Source organism: Corynebacterium minutissimum (genome assembly GCF_000805675.1).
Lineage (GTDB): Bacteria > Actinomycetota > Actinomycetes > Mycobacteriales > Mycobacteriaceae > Corynebacterium > Corynebacterium minutissimum.
The window spans coordinates 251,003-270,762 of the sequence record NZ_JSEF01000004.1; the positions used below are offsets into that span (position 1 = coordinate 251,003).

11 protein-coding genes are annotated in these 19,760 nt (G+C 59.5%); 10 read left to right on the forward strand and 1 reads right to left on the reverse strand.

Annotated elements, in window-relative coordinates:
- Positions 1–419: 419 nt before the first annotated feature.
- From NX84_RS13105 to NX84_RS02035, 9 genes are read left to right on the forward strand one after another with little or no spacing between them, the layout of a single operon-like run.
- The gene (locus tag NX84_RS13105) at positions 420–1,070 is read left to right on the forward strand and encodes a hypothetical protein (RefSeq protein WP_231913714.1); all 651 of its coding nucleotides are present in this window, start codon (positions 420–422) and stop codon (positions 1,068–1,070) included.
- Complete coding sequence (locus NX84_RS02000; protein WP_039673187.1) at positions 1,070–4,153, forward strand: vWA domain-containing protein; 3,084 nt, start codon at positions 1,070–1,072, stop codon at positions 4,151–4,153. Before NX84_RS13105 ends, NX84_RS02000 begins: the two co-directional genes overlap by 1 nt.
- A 58-nt stretch (positions 4,154–4,211) precedes the next feature.
- Positions 4,212–7,880 (forward strand): tubulin-like doman-containing protein, encoded by a 3,669-nt coding sequence (locus NX84_RS02005; RefSeq protein WP_039673189.1) that lies wholly within the window; start codon positions 4,212–4,214, stop codon positions 7,878–7,880.
- Entirely contained in the window at positions 7,880–10,759 is a 2,880-nt protein-coding gene (locus tag NX84_RS02010) for a hypothetical protein (RefSeq protein WP_039673191.1), read from the forward strand. The genes NX84_RS02005 and NX84_RS02010 overlap by 1 nt, the downstream gene beginning before the upstream one ends.
- Positions 10,760–10,783: 24 nt before the next feature.
- Positions 10,784–13,180: a SaeA-related protein gene (locus NX84_RS02015; protein WP_039673193.1), complete on the forward strand. Its 2,397-nt coding sequence runs from the start codon at positions 10,784–10,786 to the stop codon at positions 13,178–13,180.
- 2 nt (positions 13,181–13,182) lie between these two features.
- Positions 13,183–14,862, forward strand: coding sequence for a GAP1-N2 domain-containing protein (locus NX84_RS02020; protein WP_052319616.1), 1,680 nt, complete (start codon positions 13,183–13,185; stop codon positions 14,860–14,862).
- Positions 14,863–14,919: 57 nt separating this feature from the next.
- Positions 14,920–15,882 (forward strand): hypothetical protein, encoded by a 963-nt coding sequence (locus tag NX84_RS02025; RefSeq protein ID WP_039673195.1) that lies wholly within the window; start codon positions 14,920–14,922, stop codon positions 15,880–15,882.
- Entirely contained in the window at positions 15,879–16,889 is a 1,011-nt protein-coding gene (locus NX84_RS02030) for a TRAFAC clade GTPase domain-containing protein (RefSeq protein ID WP_039673197.1), read from the forward strand. The genes NX84_RS02025 and NX84_RS02030 overlap by 4 nt, the downstream gene beginning before the upstream one ends.
- The gene (locus tag NX84_RS02035; protein ID WP_039673199.1) at positions 16,886–17,410 is read left to right on the forward strand and encodes a hypothetical protein; all 525 of its coding nucleotides are present in this window, start codon (positions 16,886–16,888) and stop codon (positions 17,408–17,410) included. The genes NX84_RS02030 and NX84_RS02035 overlap by 4 nt, the downstream gene beginning before the upstream one ends.
- Before the next feature lie 3 nt (positions 17,411–17,413).
- Here NX84_RS02035 and NX84_RS02040 read toward each other — a convergent pair whose 3' ends face one another.
- On the reverse strand, positions 17,414–18,757 hold the full coding sequence (locus NX84_RS02040; RefSeq protein WP_039673201.1) for a hypothetical protein: 1,344 nt from the start codon (positions 18,755–18,757) through the stop codon (positions 17,414–17,416).
- A gap of 53 nt (positions 18,758–18,810) precedes the next feature.
- Here NX84_RS02040 and gluQRS point away from each other — a divergent pair, with 53 nt between their 5' ends.
- Positions 18,811–19,752 (forward strand): tRNA glutamyl-Q(34) synthetase GluQRS, encoded by a 942-nt coding sequence (gluQRS, locus tag NX84_RS02045; protein ID WP_039673203.1) that lies wholly within the window; start codon positions 18,811–18,813, stop codon positions 19,750–19,752.
- Positions 19,753–19,760 lie beyond the last annotated feature (8 nt).

Genomic DNA, 19,760 nt, shown 5'->3' on the forward strand with positions numbered 1-19,760 from the left:
TGAAGATGGGGGAACTAGAAATGGGGTGGATCAAGCGCTACTACTGGGGAGTAATCCCTAAGGTGTCATTGTGAAACAAAACTGCAGATGAGCAGGTTGTTTTCGGGATCCATTAAGAGGTTAGTAGTCAGAAAGTTATCTGAACTGGGCAGAAAAGGTGGCCATACTATGGCATTCTTTTGCTTGCAGTGTTGTCGTGTTCCCTGCACGTTTCTTGTCTGCTGTGCTTGCTGAGCGCTCGAAGAGATTCGGGCGCGTTCGAATTTTTAGGTCAGCACGAGAAGAACGTGTCCGAGACTGCGACTACCTTATATCTCAATGCTCTCAGCACTCCGGCTGATTCTTTGTCTTCCACGCACTTATGCAGGGAGGAGAGGGAGGTCGGTCGGGGCAAACACCGTTATAGAGAAGGTATCGCTATGACATTTGGTTCCCCAGGTTCGTCACCACAGTTTGGCGGGCGCCCTCCACAAGGTGCGCCCACGCCGAACCTCGGCGCAGGACACAACGCCGGCTCTGGATTCGGTGCGCCCGGTGGATCCGGCGGATTTGGTGTTCCCAATCCGGCGCAGAACCCGACCCCTAACCCTAGTCCAGGACAGAGCGCAGGCACGGGCCCAAGTTCCGGCTTTGGTTCCGGTTCCGGTTCGGGCTTTGGCGCGCCGGGCTCGTCGGATGGCTTTAGCCAGTCCTCCCCAACCCCGGACTTCCGCCGCCAGGTCGCAACGCCGAGCGAGCCGACGAAGGGACCGTGGTCACTGCTCATCGCAGCAGGTGTGTCTGCAGTTATTGCGCTGATTTTGCTTATCGTGGCGCCCCTCGTTGCCTCCCCGACGCAGGGCCTGTATTTTGGCCTCGCGATTTTTGGCTGGCTGCTGGCGGGCATCGTTACCTTTGTTCTTTTGGGTCTGTACACCTTGAAGAACACGCAGCGGCAAGCAGAGACCTTCTACATTGAGGACACCACACAAACCTTGCTCTACCGCGTCATTATGGGCGGTAGTTTCCTTCTCGTCATCGTCGCTGCGGTCGAAATCGCCTTCTACGTAGGAAAGGCGGTTGGCGCCTAATGAAGAAGTTCACTCGTGCACTAGCTTTGTCCGCAGCAGCGATGATTGCCGGTTTCGGCGGTAGCTTGGGAGCCGTAGCACAAGAAGCTCCACCGGCTCCTGATGCACCAGCTCCTGAGGCGCCACCGGCACCGGATGCACCCGCGCCGGATAATCCGGAAGGGAATCCGGACGATAAACCTGAAGACCACCCAGAGGACAACGGCGACCACAATCCTGACGAGCACCCAGAGGACAAGCCTGCTCCGGAGGAACACCGCGAAGGTATCGGTTCTGAGTCCAAGCTTTCTGAAGTCTCCCAAAAGAACCTGTCTGACTTCGGCTCGTGTATCGCGAGTGAGAAATCTGCGGACCTACTTTTTGTTCTGGACCAATCGGCGTCGCTCGTTGGTTATGAAGGCTCAACGCCTACGGATGCTGACTTTTTCCGCGTAGATGCTACGGCGGACATTGTGAAACAGCTGGCTAACCTCGGCGAGGATAACGGCGCCGACATCAACGTCAAGCTCGCTGGTTTCGGTTCTGAGTACTACAGTGACCCTGCCGAATATGGCGGCTGGACCAACGTCTCCGGTAAGGAAGATGCTCTGGACAGCGAGCTGGAGAAGTTTCGTAAGGAAGACCGAGTCTCTGATCTGGAAACCAATTACGGCGCTGCGTACTCAGGTGCGCTCAAGGAATTCGCGTCTCATGAGAGCAGCAATTGCCGTGCCATCGTGTTCTTTACCGATGGCAAGTACTACACCGATGCCGAAGCACATGATCTGAAGGGCGCACAAGACAAGCTGTGTGAGGTTAATTCTTCAGTAACTGCTTTCCGCAACTCGAACATTCGCCTTTTTAATGTCGGGCTGGTTCCTGCTGCCGAAGCGCAGGACCAGATTAGCCAGCTGACTCGCATGGCAGAAGGCGAGGACTGTGGCCAAGGTGCCCCGAACGGTGCGTTCTTTGATGCTGGTGAGGACCCCGCGGCACTCTTCGCTGCCTTCCGAAATCTCATCCCAACTTCGGGTGGTGTGACTAAAGACGGCAACCTGAAGGACCAATTCGACTTCGTTCTGGATGACTCCGTCTCCCCAGTGCGCCTGTCCGCAGTACCGAAGAACTCGGTGGAGGAAGGCACTCTTATTCCTACGTTGACCGGCCCCAATGGTGAGGTGGTTGAGCTCCACACTGATACCACCAAGGTGGCTGGCGCGAAGGTCTCCGTGACCGAAAACAACAAGCTACCGGGCATGGTGGATATCGCTATGGAAAAGGATGGCGATGACTGGGCTGGCGCATGGACCTTCGGCTACAAGGTGGCGGAGGGCACTGATGGCGAGTACCTTGCATCTGTCGTTATGGTCCCCGGTCTCACCCTTGACCTCAAGCGCGAGGATGGCACCAAGGTTGAGGGAGGCATTAACTCCGACCAGATACTTAAGGGCCAGCTGGTGGACGGCAAAGGTGAGGCCCGCACGCTAGAGGGCGAGGGTACACTGCACGCAGAGTTCGTACCGGAGGAAGGTTCCCCGGTCACTCTCGTGGACAACGCCCCGATTACTGATGGGCAGCCTGTCGATATTCCACTCGAACGAGTAGAAAACGCTGCCTCTGGTCAGCTGGTCACTCGCGTGGACATCACCACGAAGGGCACGGAGGATCGTCCGGGCTCCAAGCTGGATCCCATCAATGCCGAAACCCCGCTGACTATTACTCCAGTGAACATGCCCACTGTTGGCTCGGCACAGACAATCACGATGACGGAGAAAGAAATTACCGTCGACGTCCCTGTGACCGGCCCGGGCAAGGTGTGGGTTGCAGACCAGACAGTGAATACCGAAGACGCCATGCTGCCTGCAGGAGTGTCCTCCATCGCTGTGTCCTCCAAGAACAACTCTGAGGACTCTGCACTGGAGCTGTCCAAGGACGAGAAAGCCACCATTCCGGTGACGTTGAGCGTGGAGAATATGGCTGACGGTCCGCTGCGCGTGGAGCCGATAATTAATCTCCAGTCAGCAGAAGACAACCAGCAGATGGAGTTGCCGTTGACCTTGCAGGGCTCCATGAGCGCTCCCCTGAGCAAGTCCGCATTTGGCTTGGCATTTGTCCTTGCAGTGCTGCTTGCACTGCTCATTCCGCTGGCCATCCTGTACTTCATGAAGTGGTTCTCTGGCCGTATTCCAGAAAAGCCACGCATGTTCGTTAAGACCATCCCGGTCAAGCGCGACGGGGCCAACCTGGTTCGCACCGATAATGGCCGCCCATTTGCAGTGAGCAAGGATGAGTTCCAAGGTGCGGTACCGGTGGAGACCTCGGCACGCTCAGCTCAGCTGGGCCGCAATGAAGCCAAGGTGAAGATGGGGCTGAGCCCCTTTACTGCCGCGCACGTAGAGATTCAGCGTGACGGCACAATCTCCGGCAAGGGCAAGAAGTCCGGTTACCGCGCAGTGCTGCCGCTGGCCATTCAGAATGAGTGGTTCTTTGTTGGTAACCAGAAGGACCGTGATTCCGGTGAGATTGTTATGACCGTCGATACGCTGGCGCAGGCCAGCCAGTACGACGAGATGTCGAAGGAAATCAGCCGACAGGCACTGCCGCTCTTTGACCAAGTAGCGTTCCCTGCTGAGAAGGAGCCGACCCCGCCGCCAGCAGGGCAGCAGACCCCACCTCAGCAACCGGGTGGTCCGTCTGGCTCCACCGGTCAACCAGGACCATCTGGTCCACAGGGCCCGTGGGGCCCGCAAGGTGGCCCACAGCCTGGACCACAAGGAGCTCCGTACCAGGGCGGTCAACCACATACCCCGCAACGCGGTGGCTTTGGTTCCTCGCAACCTGCGGGACCGTCCCCGCAGACCCCGCCGCAGCACGGCCAGCCGGGCCGCCCGAATCAGCCCGGCCAATCTGGCTTTGGTGGAGGGCCAGGATTCGGTAGTGGTCAGGGCTTCGGCCAGCCACAGCGTCCGAATCAGCCAGGCTGTCCTGGACCGCCTGGTGGCTCCGGGTTCGGTCAACCGGGACAGCAACGCCCGAACAATCCTGGTACCCCTGGTAACAACGGCGGCTTTCCCCCGAACCCCGGGTTCGGACCCCGGAACTAAGTCGGTTTAGCACCACACAACAGCACAGAAGCGAAGCCCCTTCGAAAGGTAGTTAAAGATGAAGAAGTTCCTCGTCGTCGGTTGCGGTGGCTCCGGCGCCAAGACCCTGGCGTTCATGATGGATCAGCTCAAAGCAGAGCTGCGCAGCATTGACCCGGACATGACCGAACTGCCCAAGGCGTGGCAGTTCGTCAACATCGACGTGCCTCTTGAGGAGGAAGCCGGCCCGCAGAAGCTGCCCAACGTGACGCAAAACGGCGGACAGTACGTTGGCATTGGTTCGCGCCAGAATTACAACACCTTCGACGAGGGAGTATCCAGCATCCTCGGCCGCTCCGGCAAGCTTGGTGAGATTGCCACCTGGGCTACCCGTAACCCGGCGTCCAATGACGTAAAGCTTGCTGATGGCGCCGGCCAGTACCGCGCAATCGGCCGTATGCTGACCCTGCCGCACCTCAAGGAGATTCGCCAGTCCCTCAAGGCAGCGGTGGACGAGATGTTCACCCAGGAAGCAATCCAAGAACTCAACCGCTTGAATTACAAGCAGACCAAGCTGGACTCCGACACTGGTGACTCCCAGCCGGTCGTCCTCGTGGTCTCCTCCATGGCAGGCGGTGCTGGTGCCTCGATGTTCCTTGATGTGTGCCGCGTGCTTACCACTATTCCGAATGTGAACCCACAGGGCACTCTCGTCTTCATGTACACCCCGGAGATCTTCTCCGATAACAAGGCCGATGACATGGCTGGCGCGTGGCCGAACTCCTTGGCTATGTTCGGTGAGGTCGTTGCCGCCCAGATGGGTAATTCCAGCAAGCATGACCGCGCCATTTTCGAAGCCTTCGATATGGGTAACCCGCCGGAGGGGCAGACCTTTGGCCGTATCTTCCCGATTGGCTCCAAGATGGGCACCACCAGCGCACGTTTCGGCGATGGTTCTGCCATGTCCATTTATCGTGGTCTGGGCCGTGCACTGGCTGGCCTGATGGCATCCACGAAGGCCAGCGACAACCTTGTCTCTTACGCGTTGACCAATACTCCTGCGGGTGACGGCGGCCGCCGCTTCTTTGGCTGGGATAGCCCTACCGGTGGTACTCCGTGGGGCCGCTTGCCCTGGGGTTCTCTTGGTTATGCCCAGGTATCCATGGGCCGTGACCGTTTCGCCGAGTACTCCTCTCAGCGCCTTGCTCGCAGCGCCTTTGAGCGTCTCTTCAACGGTCACCTCGATCCGCAGAACCCCGAAGCCGGTGAGATGCAGATTGCCAAGAAGCTAGAGGAGCGCCTGCCCAACGCTTTTAGCTCCATTACTCTTGATCCGTCCTGGGCGCACGGCGGTCAGATTGATAGCGGCAGCGTCTGGAACTGGCTCAACAGCGTTTTCGGTGGTCAGGCTCAGCAGGCTGCGGATAGCGCCACGAAGTACCTGCAGAACTACATCCCGGTAGGCCAGGGCCGTAACGTCAACGAGTGGCGTGACGAGTTCGAAGGCAACATGGCTGACCCACGCAACGAACAGGCGATTGCCTCCGTACTGAACAACGCTGCGTATGACATTGTCTACCGCTACGCCAACTTCTTCACTGACAGCGTGCTGGCTACCGTCGAGGGCGAGCTTGCGGCCGTCGGCGTGCCTTATGTGCGCGAAATGCTCTCGAAGATTACGGATGTGTTGACGAACTCCGACCGCCTCATGCCGGTTCTAGGAGAGTACTCCGGTTACTACCAAAACACCCGTGTGCTGACGAAGCCGGAGGGCGCGGATCCCATCCTGAGCCCGCTGACCGGTAAGGGTCAGATGACGGATCCGACGCCGACGGTTAATGCACTCATGGGCTTGTATTACAACCAGTTCTACAGCTATGCGCTCATGGCCATCGCACACCTGCTCAAGGATGTTCTCCAGGATTATGCCGACGAGAACCTTTTCCACCTCAAGCGCGAGCTGGCAGATGCCCACGCCGTGCTAGAGAAGGCAGTGTCCAAGCGCGCTGAAACTAACAAACTTGCGGATGTGCGCACCGATGAGGTCAACGCGTGGCCCACGGAAATTGATGAGGTTGTCGAAACCCGCTTCAAGGGTGCCGAGAACGAAATCATGCTCACGGACGTCAACTCCTTCATCGTTGACTACAAGGATCAGATGCTGCGCACCATCCAAGGCCAGCAGTCCACGGCGGACGTCACCAACTATGAGCAGGCGTATCCCTTCGCAGTGCGTTCCGTCATTCGCGGTGAGTGGGAATCCCTCGACGCGGCCCAAGCACCGAATGACACTTTGGCACCGCAGAAGCGCACGAACGATGCTTATTCCAACCGTGCTGGTTGGGTTTCTAAATACCTATCGCGTCACCCGCAGACTGGTGAGTCCCGTGAATCCCAGCGTGCGCACTACCACGCCAAGATTCGCCCAACGGATCTGCTCGAGCGCTCCCGCCAGTGGATTAACCGTCGTGATTACGAGTTCCAGAAGTTCAACTCGGTCGACCTGCGCCGCTACCTCACCCTGACCCCGGACATCAACGAGGTTGAGCACGCAGAGCGTCAGCGCCGCTTCGTGGAGGCCTTCCAGTTGGCACTGAGCTATGCCCGCCCGCTGGCGGCTGTCAACGACGACATGGTCCAGCGCATCCATGGCAAGTCAGTGCAGTACACCTACTCTTTCTCCGATATCCCATTTGCTGAGCTCGGCTCCGCAGAGAGCGGTATCGCTGCGCAGCTGGAGTCCGTGCTCAACCGCCCGGAGATTGACGGCCCGTCTTCGGTTGCTCTCCGCAACTCTCTGAACATGTCGGATCATGTTCAGCACATCGAGATTTTCGGCTCCTACCCGAACTACTCGCCGATTGTCTTCTCCTCCATGTTCAATTACATCGCCAAGGACATTGAGAAGCAGGACAACTTCGATGGTTCTTGGTGGTCGGAGCGCCGAACCCGCCCGCTCCCGGCAGCGTTGCCGCTCACGGAGACCGAGCGCCAGGCCATGGTTGCCGGTTGGATCATTGGACGCATCACTGGGCGCGTGTACATCTCCAACCCGGACGCCAGCAACGCCGCGGCCCATATCTTTGATGACACTGATGGTGGCGTGAACAATTGGGTTGACTTCCCGAACCCCATGCTCATCTCGCCGCGCCGCATGATCAAGAAGTCGGACTGGATGTCCTCGGTATTGGAATCCATCTTCATCGCATACGCCAAGGTGCAGGAGAACGGACCTCACGGCTTCGCGTCCTCGCTGTATCCGTACCAGTTGCTGCGTGGGCTTTTCGACGACGGACTCGACTTCGCTCACTCCGGCGCATCAACGCACCCGGTTGTTCACCGTTTGGCGCAGTTCCTTGCGTCCGGTGAAGTTCCGAATCGCGGCACGGTGGGCACGTCCATCCAGGATCGCTACGAAACCTTCGTCGCGGAGTTGGACAAGTTCGCACGCGGTGCTGATCACTTCGTTCCGGGCCACACCAACGCCTTGCCAGGCCAGGGCCGCGCGAACAAGCCATTCGCAGAGATTCGCTCCCGCGAGGTGGCGTCCATGACGCCGTACTACCGCGACTTGGCCGAGGACGTTATCGCTATGGTGCCGGTTATCCGCAACTACCTGGACCAAGCCAAGACCGTAGCCGAGAATCCCGTGGCGCAGCCGAGCCCGCAGGCACGCACCTCAGAGTCAGATTTCGGGCAGACCACTTCACCGGAATTCAACCTCAACGATCTGGATGACACCTTCTAATGACGAACGTAATTATCTTCGGGCACGGCGCGACTGCGGATGATATCCGCTCGCGGTTGAGCGATTTGCGTGCCGTCGGCCTCCTGCAAGACTTCGTATGGATCGACTACGCGCACCCCACCAACGGAGCGGTTGTGCGTTCCTTCACGGAGGAAGGCACTGTGCGCTTGTCGACGCTTGATGATGCTCTCCGCGGCTTTTCCGGTGACGTCCTCCTCGCCACCATCGATCCGATGGATGCGGACCAACCACAGGACGCCAACAAGCTCACGGAGTGGGTCAGTGCAGTCGACCAACGCCTGATTCAGGCCTCCAACCTGCGCGTTCGTCTGCTGTTGTCCGCCTTGCCGATGGACAACGTTGAGGTAATGCCGCTGCAGGGCTGGAGCAACCTCGTGCTTTCCCCGGAAGAAGGCGGAACCCCGGCCTCCTCACGGATTCGCCCCATTAAACGGGCCAAAGATGGTTTCGAGCTCGCACAGTTTGCCGCTCCTGCCGTGGCCAGCATCTTCGGCCTGTGGCGCGGCATGCCGGAGCCGGCCGTGCTGGACCCCGATACTCATCGAGTCATCGAAACCGGTGACCGCCAGCGCTTCCGGCTTGTGCGTGCCTTCCACCGCACGATCGACGCCAGTGACATTGAGGACAAGGTCAAGAAGGCCGTCTTTGACCCCACTCAGCGTCTTCCGCAGCCGCAGGTCAACAACATTTCCCGTGCTGTGCACTACGCAAACCCGGAGCAACTCACGGATCAGTGCGCCAAGATGTTCATTGACCAGCAGATCTCCCCATTGGTGAGCGCACCTACCGCTTATGAGGAACTACAGTCTCACAAGGTCAGTGGTTGGGCAGCACTTAAAGATAATCTGCGTCTGTACTGGTCAACGGTCGTCGGCAAGCCCCAGGATTGGGTCGAAGGACAGCGCGGTGCCATGAACAAGAACGCCGCCACGTTCCTCCAGAAGATGTTGTACGGCGAGAATTCCAGTGTTGAGGTTGTGCTGGCAGGGCACTCTGGCAAGGGGAGCGGTGCCACCAGCGTCGATGAACTGCGCCAAGCCAGCGAACACACGATGCGCGTGGCAAAAGAACAGCACTTTTCGCTGGGCCAAGAGCCGCAGTTGTCCCACACCTGGGAGGCCTATCACGATTACGCGCTCGGACTGGTTGATGGTTCCTGGCGCGAGAGTATTGATACCCAGGGTCTTCGCAACAACCAAGGCAACATGTACATCGTGCAGTACGGTGGCCAGTCCGTGCAGGATGTCAGCGCTTCCTTCCACGGCTTCCATCCACTCATGACCAGTACTTTGGGGTACACGCATGAGTCACAGGCAACGGTGGCTCCCTTCGACCCAGTAGGTGCAGAGCGCTTCGCCGCCGACATCGAGTACACGAGTCAGCAGACCCGTAACGAAGCTGTCAGCCGCAAGAAGCATGAGTTTGCTTCCTGGCGTGCGAAGAACAGCACCACCTTCGCATGGAAGGTGGGCCAGGGACTGTGGGATAAGTTGGGCCATGCTCAGCAGAAGTACCGTGAGGCACACGCTATGGCCCGCGAGCTGCAGGAGCTGGCCAACAGCTTCCAGGCACGTGACTTCAACGCAGAGAACAAAGCTCTTACCGGCAAGCTACGCACGATGTGGGTTGTCCTCTTCGTGTTCCTTGCGCTTCTGACCTACATGGTGGCTGGCCGCTACAACCAGGATCTGCCGCTCGGTGAGTACCTGCAGTGGTTTGATTGGCCGTGGTACGTGGTGGGCGTCATTGTGGCGATTCTGCTTTTCCTCCTGTGTTCGTGGGCGGTGTTTACTAAGGCCCAGCGCGACATTTTCGACTATGTACAGCGCCGTAAGCTTCTTGCCCGCAACCAAGAGATTGCAGCGCAGAACCTGGCAACATCTTCGGCGGAAATCGCTCGTATTTCCAATGCCTACAACCAGTTCTTGAGCTGGTCGGCGTTGTTGGGCCGTGCTATCTACGCCCCATTCGGCCGCAAAGAAACCTCGAGCGATCACCTGCGTACTCCGCAGTCAGGTCTGCCGGAGAACGCTCGGATTGCTCAGGCCGTGCTCAACCGTGATGATGCTGTGCGCATGACGGATGAGATTCGTTCCCATATTTTCCAAACGGAGTGGGCGCACCGGTCGCTGAAGTCCATGTTGGATGACATGAATAACACCTTTGAGCGCAACCGTACTGGTCACACGGCCGTGGCGCTCAATGAGATGTGGGGAATGGCTGGTCTGGGTTCGAGTACTGCGTTGGATAACCTCTCGCGCAACCTTGATCACCCTTATATGAAAGACCGTGACTTGAAGCAGCAAGAGTGGCAGAAGGTCATTACGGACCCGCGCATGTCGCGCAGCTTGCAGCAGTACTTGGGCCACGTCACCTTCCGTGAGGAAGGAGGCGCCCGGAGCCAGAGTACGAGCGAGTTCCTCGCCGGCATGAACCAGGAGAAAGGCGCTTTGCAGGCCTTCAGCCCCAATGCGTTGACAAGTGCTGGCGGCGCTGAGGGCTACACCGAGATTGATGGCTCCCGCACTCGCATTGTGGAAGTGGATAGTCAAACCGCACTGACCAGTCAGCTTTCCCGTTCAGTCACGGTGGTGCAGTACGGCAAGATCACTGATTTCAAGTACCTCATCCCTGATTCCGTCCCCGGTGCGCATACCTTTGACAACACCGCGGACTTGTCCCTCGACGAGCTGGATGACACCAGCCACATGGGCTTCGGAGCACCAGCACAGACCGATGCGCCAAGTGACTCCCGTGGTACCCAGGAGAGCACTCCGTGGCAGCCGGGCTCGAACGCTAACCCCGTGTTTGGTCAGCCGGGGACTCCGGACTTGTCGGACCTCGATGAAACCTTCTAAGGAAGATTGATCTAAGGAACGTTGATGACACACACCCCGAAACCCTCAATCAAGGATGTTCCGTTTAGCGAGCTCACAACGTTGCATGAGCTGAAGCGTGTGAGTGCTGACGATGTCCGCGAGGCTGTCTCCGCCCCGTTTAGGCAGTTTGCCGAGCAGATTGCCGCTGCATTTAACGGTGAGGAAGTAGATCACCCAGAGCTGAGTGCGGAATCCCTCAACGCAGCGGCGGCACAGGAACGCGCTGCCGACCATAAGGCTGCACAGCAGGCAGCCAACGAACGCGCAGCGGCAGAACGGGCCGCCGCAGAACGCGCAGCGGCAGAGCAGGCACGGCGTCGGCAGCACGATCAGCAGGCCGCCGCCGTTCAGCAAACGCAGCCTCACGTGCAGCCGGGGTCGGAAGCGCCGGCTGCCGCAGCGCCGCGCGACTTCTTTGCCGAGTGGGCAGAGCTCCAGGCGGAAGAAGAGCAGAAGACCCAGGTCAACGAAGAGGACTACATCACCATCCCGGGCTTCGGTATCCGGGCAGAGTACCAATACCGCCAAGACCCCAACTGGGTTGCACCGGGCATTGAGTTTGAGGTTGAAGTACCAGATACCGCCGCAGCCGAGGATGAGTCCGGTGACGAATTTGGTTATGGCGTGGAACCGGAGCCAGAAGAAGAGTCCGACCAGCGCCACCCGGTACGCCTGTGGTGGCCGGAGCTTGAGCATGAGCCGAACGAGGTCGTGTTCTATCGCGTGGTGGCTGATGATTCCGAGATGGTTGCCTCCCCCGACGCTGGCGATACCCTTGTGTACACCAAGGGCACTGCCTACCGTGATAACAACCCGGGTGAAGCAGGACTGCGGCACTACGCCGTGTGGGCCTATAAAGGTACGGACCTGCGTGAACTGGTCAATAGTCAGCCGGTCTTCATGGGTGATACCGCTGTGGTATTCCCACCGGTCAACGTGCGAGTCTCAACCATCAAGGGGGCCATCCAAGTCTCCTGGGACCTGCTGCCAGGCCATTCCAGCGCCATGGTCTATGCCTGCCGTGATAGCGAGAAGGAGCTGCTTTCCCCGCGATTTGAGCAGGACGTGGACAGCTCCGGCCGCAAGGCCACCATCCCGGTTCAGGAATCCGGTCAAACCATCGTCATCTCCCTGTTGGGCCAAGCAGAGTTCCATGGTGCTACCGAGCAGAGCCAGGATGAGGTTGCGGTGCAGCGCTCCGTGAAGCTGGCCAGTGAGTTGGAAAAGCTGGAGCTGTCGCGCTGTGAGCGCCGCAGCGAGTACGGCCACGATTCCATTGAGGTGGATTGGTATTCACCAAAGTCAGGTGAGGTGAATATCTATCTCACCCCCACCGCTCCACCAGCAGATCTAACTACCTCAGCGGTACCAAAGACGTACGTCGAAAGTGCGCTATCGAGCGCCTTTACTGAGACTCGCGGCATTTCTGAAGCGGGTTCCTTCCAGACCGTCACTATGACGTGGCCACCGGACTGGTACGAGGTGTACATCACCCCGGTGAACTTCAACGACGCCGATGCCTGGGTAGGCGAATCCAAGGTGCTGCAGCGCGTACAGTCCATCGAAGATGACCAGTTCCGTCTCATCGAGCGTGTGGATAGTCAGCTCATTACCTTCGATTGGCCGAAGGGCGCTACCGCGGTGGAATACTCGACAAACCGCGAACATGACCAGATTCGTGAAGAAGACTATGACCTCCAAGGCGGGATCCGCCTGCACCTCGACCAGCACGGCGATACCGTACGCCTCAAACCTTATGCAGTGTTTGCTGGTAAGCGCACTGAGGGCGAGGAGCGCGTCATTCAGTATGAAGGGCTGCGCCCCGTGACGTATGACTTTGACGTTGATGTTTACCAAGGCCAGGTCAAGGTCTACCTGTGGAGCCTGGGCAATGGCGATAAGCGTCAGTTCTCCTGCCAGGTGGTGTACCGAGCTGACCGCTTGCCACTCTTCCCGGAAGACGGTGAGGCACTGGGCATTGTGGAAACTAACTTGCAGAGCACGACCCACGTGGCACAAGGCTTGGGCCCTTCACGTGGGCAGTACCCAGACTTCACGGTGTCGCTTGGCCAGTACGCACAGCGTGGTGGATTCATTCGTTTGTTTGCTGTGGAAGGGTTCGATACCTACGTTGATTCTTCCTTCGACAGCTTCGGTGGTAACGATGCCTTCAGCGGATTTGCTGAGAGCTATAGCGAGGCATCGCCGACTCTGAGCGCATCAGATAAAGCCGTGGTCGTGGAAGGAGATGTGGCGAACCGCTTGATGTTCTACGCCGCTGGCCCGAATGATGGCCCGCAGTACTCTGAGCAGTACACCGAGCCGCAGCCCGGGCAGTACTACGACCAGAGCTATGGCCAGAATTATGGTCAGGACCAGTACTTCCAAGGAGGCCAGTAGCTATGGGCGGCGCATTTAGCTATGCATCCTTCTCCCGCGCCAAAGGTCGTGCTGGCGGTTGGGGAGTGGGCCAGAAAGTTGGTGACCTTACTCAAGAAGAGCTCGCGGAGCTGGTGTCTTTCGTGCCCACCTCGCTCAACAATGGCACTGCCATCCCGGATTTTCCTTCCGCGCAGCAGCGAGCTGAGCTTGTTCGCCGCACAGCAGTTTTCGCGCTGACGCCCGAAGCGGATAAGTGGGTAACCATGGTGTCAGTCCCCGCTGGTCTCGACGCCACTGGGCGCGGCGGCAATGTTTTCACTTACACCACCGTGACGCGAACCGGTACTCCGCCGGCTCCCTCCACGGTGCTTTATTCCCCCGATGTACCTGCTCCTTTTTCCATCTATGAGGTGGATAAGGTGCAGATTCCGGAGGGTATCGCGGCGCGCGGTCCGCTGCATTCAGATGTTTTGCTCGACGAGTTCCTCGACGGGGAATTCCGCCAGCCGGAGAAACTTCCGGCGCCGTTTAAGTCCGTAACCCCGAACCCAGATTCCACGTTCAACCGTGAGTTGGTATCGGCAATGGCCACGGTGCTTAACTCTCGGAATGGTCTGGTCATCCTGGTGGTGCCCGATAACCAGGCGGCATTGTGGATTGCCGCCACTGCCCGCGAGGTGGGGGAGGACGGTTTTGGCTTCTCTACTTTTGAACGGGCCGCAGCTATCAATGAATTTCCACTTAGCACCTCCACCATGATCGTGGTTCCGCCGAGCGAGAAGCAGCGCTTGGCAGACACCGCCATTTCCGGAAACCCAGTGGTGTTTGTGCTGGGTGAGGCCCTGCCTGATGTCAGCGCCTACGAACGAACTTCTGATGAGAAGGAGACAACCACAGCGGAGCCCGAAGCCCCAGCGGCGCAGGAGGCAGCACCGTTTGGCGCACCTTCTTTCGGTTCCTCGCCCTTTGCTGGTGGAGGCGATCCCGCCGCGCCATTCCCGCCGAATCCTCTTGCTGCGTCGCACCCACGGGAGGAGCAGCTTTCGCCGAGCGATGATGGGCTGCCACTGAACGCGGCATCAGATAATCCTTTTGCAGCTGGGGCAGCTGGCGCGGCTATGGCGTCGGCAGGTGCGGGGCCGGATAGGGAGACGTCGACAAGCACAGCCCCCAGTTTTACCTCGGCAGAGCCCGCTCCTGAACTAGCCACGGCAACAGTCACTCCGGGCACGCAGCTTGGGTCGAACGCGACCGTCCCAGCCTTGAGTACTGAGGAATACCAGAAGCTCATCACCTTTGATGCGCGCTGGTGGATTGAGTACCTCGATACCCATCGCGGCCGCTCAATCCAGTTGGCGTACCTGGACAAATCCACGTTAGGTGACGGACTCGACAAGCTACTCATGTCAGCGATTATTGCTTCGTGGGTCTTTTATTTCCCCCGGGATTTCACTCTGTTGGCTGAGGATGCACTGCGGCCGTGGGAGAACCGCGACCTTGAACACATCGCGCACCTCACCGCTGATCATTTTGTGAATGCGTTCCACCTTGAAAACTGCGAGCGTTATGCCACTGGCCGCGTCGCCATGGTGCTCGATGCCGTGGCGCAGCTTCTCGCAGAGCGCTCCGTGCGGCACCAACAGCACCACCCAGGTTGGCAGAACCGCGGACAGGGGCAGGGCAGGGGCACAGGGCTGTGAAGCGATGGATGTCAGGCAACACACGACTAGGCAAGATTAAAGAAGGTAAGAAGCGTCATGGCTAAATACACATTGCGGGACGGCGAGTCCCGCCGCATCGGCTCAGACGGCATCCTGCGCGTCGAAGCCTTCGAGATGGGCAGCGGTGGTGCATCGATGGAGCTGGCCATCGTCGGTGAAGGCGTCGATGCCGTCCGCGTGCACGACCTATCCCTGATGGTTCACTCCCTTCCGGAGCGTGCCACCATCGTGGTGCAGCCCAAGCGCGGCGGCACCTTTGGCCAGCGCAGCGAGGTGCGCCTCACGGTGAGCAACGCGGGCGATTCGGTGACCTTCCCGCGCGTGCTTATCGACGCCGCCGAGGACTCCCCCGAGCGCCTCGCCGAAGTTACACCCGAGTCCGGCAGCTACCGCCTTGACGCCTTCGGCACGACCGAAGGCGCTGGCATTACAGATTCCGCCCGCGAGGTGCGTTCCAAGATGCGGCGCGCCGAGCTCGATGCGTCCGGGCTGGATGATGTCACCGTCATCGTCGATGGTTCTGCGTCCATGCAAGTGAACGTCACACCAAAGATTGTCGAGGCAGCCGCCAAGTACATCGATGCGCTCTCGGATGCTTTCAAGCGCTTCCGCGCCACTGATGGCCAAGACAGCATCCAGACCCACAAGGTGGATGAGCTGACTCGCTTCATCAGTGGGGTCATTGAAAACGGTGCGGAGCGCGTGGGGCAGCGCCCGTGGCACGGGCCGAACATCGTATCCACGTCGTCGCTGGCTATTTACGTTACCGACTCCCCGGTAGCGTCCATGGTGGATACCGGCGTGCCCACTGTCGTACTTATCACGAGCGCTATTGGCCGCCAAGAGCTGGAGCTCGCCCACATCAATGGCACGCCACGCCAGGTGGCGTATGCGGTGATTGATGAGGACGTCGTCAAGCAGCTCGACAGCGGCGCCAACACTGAGCTTTCCGAGCTCACCGACCGAGTCACTGCCATGCTGAAGGAGAGGAATTCATGACCCAGGCACGTTGCCCATGGACGTTCAAGCCACTAGAGGCGGGCGTGACTGTGAGCCCGTACACGAACCGAGAATTGCCGGAAGGATGGACCGATGCGGTTACGCATTGCGTAGCTATGGCCGGTGCCCGTAACTCCGGCAAGTCGCTGTACACGGCGGTGATGATTAAGCAGCTCAAGCAGTTGGCTCACAAGCACGATAGGTCCGTGCAGCCAGCGGATGAGTCGACGCGCGAGCGCTACGCGGAGGTCTATGAAAAGCCTCTCTTCGAGGAGATGCGCGCCATGGATCCCACGCCGAGCGCTGTGGCGACGGACGCCTACCAGCGTGACCCACTCATTTTTGAGCTGGGCGTATGGCCGGATGAGCAGGGACAACCGCGCATGAACTACCTGGTCTTCCGCGATGTGGCGGGCGAAGACCTGGAAAACCCGCCGGAGAACGAAGCTGATCGCGAGAATCTCGCGTTCTTTTCCCACGCAGACCTCGTAATTTTCCTTTTCGATCCGCTGCGCGTAAAGCAGATTCAGGATTTCATCCACGGTCTTATTCCCAACATTGGTGAATTGGGCGCGGATTCGCTGAGCGTGCTGGACAACCTTCTGGATCTCCTCGATACGGATACCCCGCCGCCGCTGGCTGTGACTATTTCCAAATTCGATACCGTGCAGAAGCTTGAGCAGGTTGATGATGTGCGGTGGAAGAAGCTCATGTCCAACCGTGGTGCGGCCTTCCGACGTGATACCGGCTGGAATTTCAACGACTCGGACCGTTACATGGTCCACCAGGAAGCCGAGTCTCTGCTGCGCTTCCTGGGCGCGAACGATCTCATCAACAAGCTGTACTCCGCGGCGCCTCGTGAGGGAAGCTTCTTCGTCGTGTCTGCTCTCGGTGAGGCCCCGACGGGCCGTCAGTTGGCGCGCAGCGGCATCGCGCCCTACCGCGTGCTCGACCCGATCCGGTGGCAGCTGAGCCGACGTGGCGTGTTTACGCAGGACGTCTCATGACCTTCGGTACCCCACAGCCTGGGCCTTTGCAGCCGGGGCACCAGCCTCCTGCCCCAGCGCCCACGCCGGCAGGCCCGAATGCCGTGCAGGACTATCGCTATGGGCACGTCACGGATGCTGCCCGGGAATCGCGCCGAGCAGCGGATATGAAGGCCCAGTGGGCGCCGTGGCCGTTGAAGGTCGCAGCAGTCATTGAGCTGTTTATCTGCGCCTATGCGGTGTTTAATATCTGCAAGCTCGTGGCCTTTGAGAACAGTCCGGAAGCAGTGACCCGCACGGAACAGCTATCGACCGAATTTGGTGTGCTGCTGGGCGTTCTGGTACTGCTTGTCTGTGTGCTCACCACCTACGTGCTGCATGCGCAGCAGTCAGCGCGCATCGCGCTTACCGCCATCAGTGCAGTGCTGGTGTTGCTTATCCCAGTAAGTTCGGTCATGCCGGTGTCCATCGCCTCAGCTGTGGTTATCGTGCTGCTGTGGTTGCCGGTGAACCGTCAGTGGTTCGGTGGGGCAAAGACTTAAGCCCTAGGCTTTCTTGCGCAGCTCCTCCAGCGCGCGCGTATTGCCAGCAGCGTCGAAGAGGTTGTAGGCGAAGTGGTACATGTTCCGCGCGCGTTCTGCTACGTTGCCGGCGGCATAACGGTCACCGAGGAGTTCGGCTACCTCTGCTAGGGCGCTTTGCTCAGTCGGGGTGGTGGCTGCGGAGGCGGTGTGCTTCTCCAAGAAATCAAGCAGAACCTGCGTGGACTTGAACATGTCCTCGGCCTGCGTGCGCAAGCTCTCGGAGTAGAGCACCGTCCATTTAGCGGCCACCGGTAGGCTCTTCAGCTTTGTAGAATCCACATAACGGGAGGCCAGAATGTCATAGGCCTCCTGGGGATCATTGGGGAGAACATGCAGGTTTACCCGCTTGAGGATGGCCTGCAGCTCGTTGTCGACATCTCCGCAGCGGGCGTACTCCCGCTCGGCTGCCTCCAAGCATGCCAGGCGCTGGGCTTTATCACCGCTTGAGTTGGCTGCGGCATCGCTGTAGAAGCGCGCCAGCATCGCCGGTGGCAGCTGCTGGTATTCTTCCTCGCGGCGGGCGTTCGACAGGATGGCAAAGGACTGCGCGGCTACACGGGAACAGTCGTCCTGCGAGTTTGATGCCCAGAGAGCACCGACAGCGGATTCAAGGATGACCGTGAGGGCGTCCGCCAACGAGGTTCCCGAGCCATCAAAATTCCCGGAGGTCACCGCATCATTGATGGTGACAAACTCAGCGGCGTGAGCTTTCGCATCGCCGTTCTTGGCCGCGTCAAGGCGCGTGCGCAGTTCAGCAAGTGAGGACGGGCTGCTATCCCCACCAGAGGCAGCAGACGCAGCCGAAGAATCGGCAACGGGATGGGACATTGATGCAGTGACGGCCTCAGAAAAGTCCTTGTGGCTAGCAGCGGTCTGCGCGGCAGCAATCTCATCGAGCACGGAGCGATCCCCCGCAGCAGCGGCCTTGGCGGCGAACTTCTCTGCTTCTTCCTTAAAACCGTTATCCAGCCAGGCGCGCGCAACTCGGGCGTAGCCGGTAGCCACCAGATCCGGCTGGCCGGTCAGCACGCCGATTGAGGCAATAGCGAAAGAATCGTTGGCATCTTCGATGGTGCCTGCGGCCTGGCGGAGAGTCTCACGGGCTTCCAGGTAGAGAGCAGCGGGACGCGCATCTTCGATGCTGCCCAGGAAAGAATCTTTCGCGATGACCCGGTTAATTTGCTCGTCAATGTGCGCTGGCTCCGTAGTAGGCAGCGTCAGACCGGAGCTCTGGGAGCGCGCATAGGCCAGCATGTGCTCGGCGTCGGCGGAATCAAGCAGGGGATAGGTCGCGTCAGAAGCCATGGGGGCGATTCTAGTGGAGGACTCGCCTCCGCGCGGCCCCTAGACTGGACTGCATGGATTCTCTTTCTCCCGCCGGCCGCTATGCCCCGAGCCCGTCTGGTGATTTGCACCTAGGCAACCTTCGTACGGCGCTCCTCGCCTGGCTCTATGCGCGCAGTAGCGGACGGCGCTTCCTCGTTCGCGTGGAAGACATTGATACGCAGCGCTCCTCGCGGGAATCGGCTAGGCGCCAGCTGGAGGATCTTGCGACCTTGGGCCTGGACTGGGATGGGGAGGTTATCTACCAGCAGGATCGCTACGCCGCCTACGAGGAAGCCTTGGCACAGCTGCCCAGCTACGAGTGCTACTGCTCGCGCAAGGACATCCAGGAAACCTCCCGCGCACCGCATGCAATTCCGGGGCAGTACCCGGGGACGTGCCGCGCGCTTGGCGACGACGAACGGGCCGCCAAACGCGCCGAACTCGCCGCCCAGAACCGCGTGCCGGCCATACGCCTGCGAGCCGACGCCTCCTCCTTCACCATTCACGACGCTCTCGCCGGCGAGTACACCGGCGAGGTGGATGACTTCATCCTGCGTCGCGGCGGCCAGCCGCCAGCTGACCCGAACCAGGGCATGGACTGGGCCTATAACCTGGCGGTTGTCGTTGACGATGCCTTCCAAGGCGTGGATCAGGTGGTGCGCGGTGATGATCTCCTCTCCTCCGCCCCACGCCAGGCCTATCTCGCGCACCTTTTGGGCTTTCCGGAGCCAGAGTTCGTCCACGTGCCGCTCGTTCTCAACTCTGAGGGAGTGCGCCTTTCCAAGCGCGATGGGGCAGTGACCCTGCGTCAACTGCTCGCCGAACCAGGGAGAGAGGTGGGTGATATCATCCGCCTGCTCGCGCGCTCGCTGGGCTACGACACCGAAGAACTGTACACGCCTACGGATCTTCTCAAGCGCTTTAAACCCGATAAGCTTTCGCGTGAACCCTATGTCTGGGATGGAACGGTGTAGATCGGAGG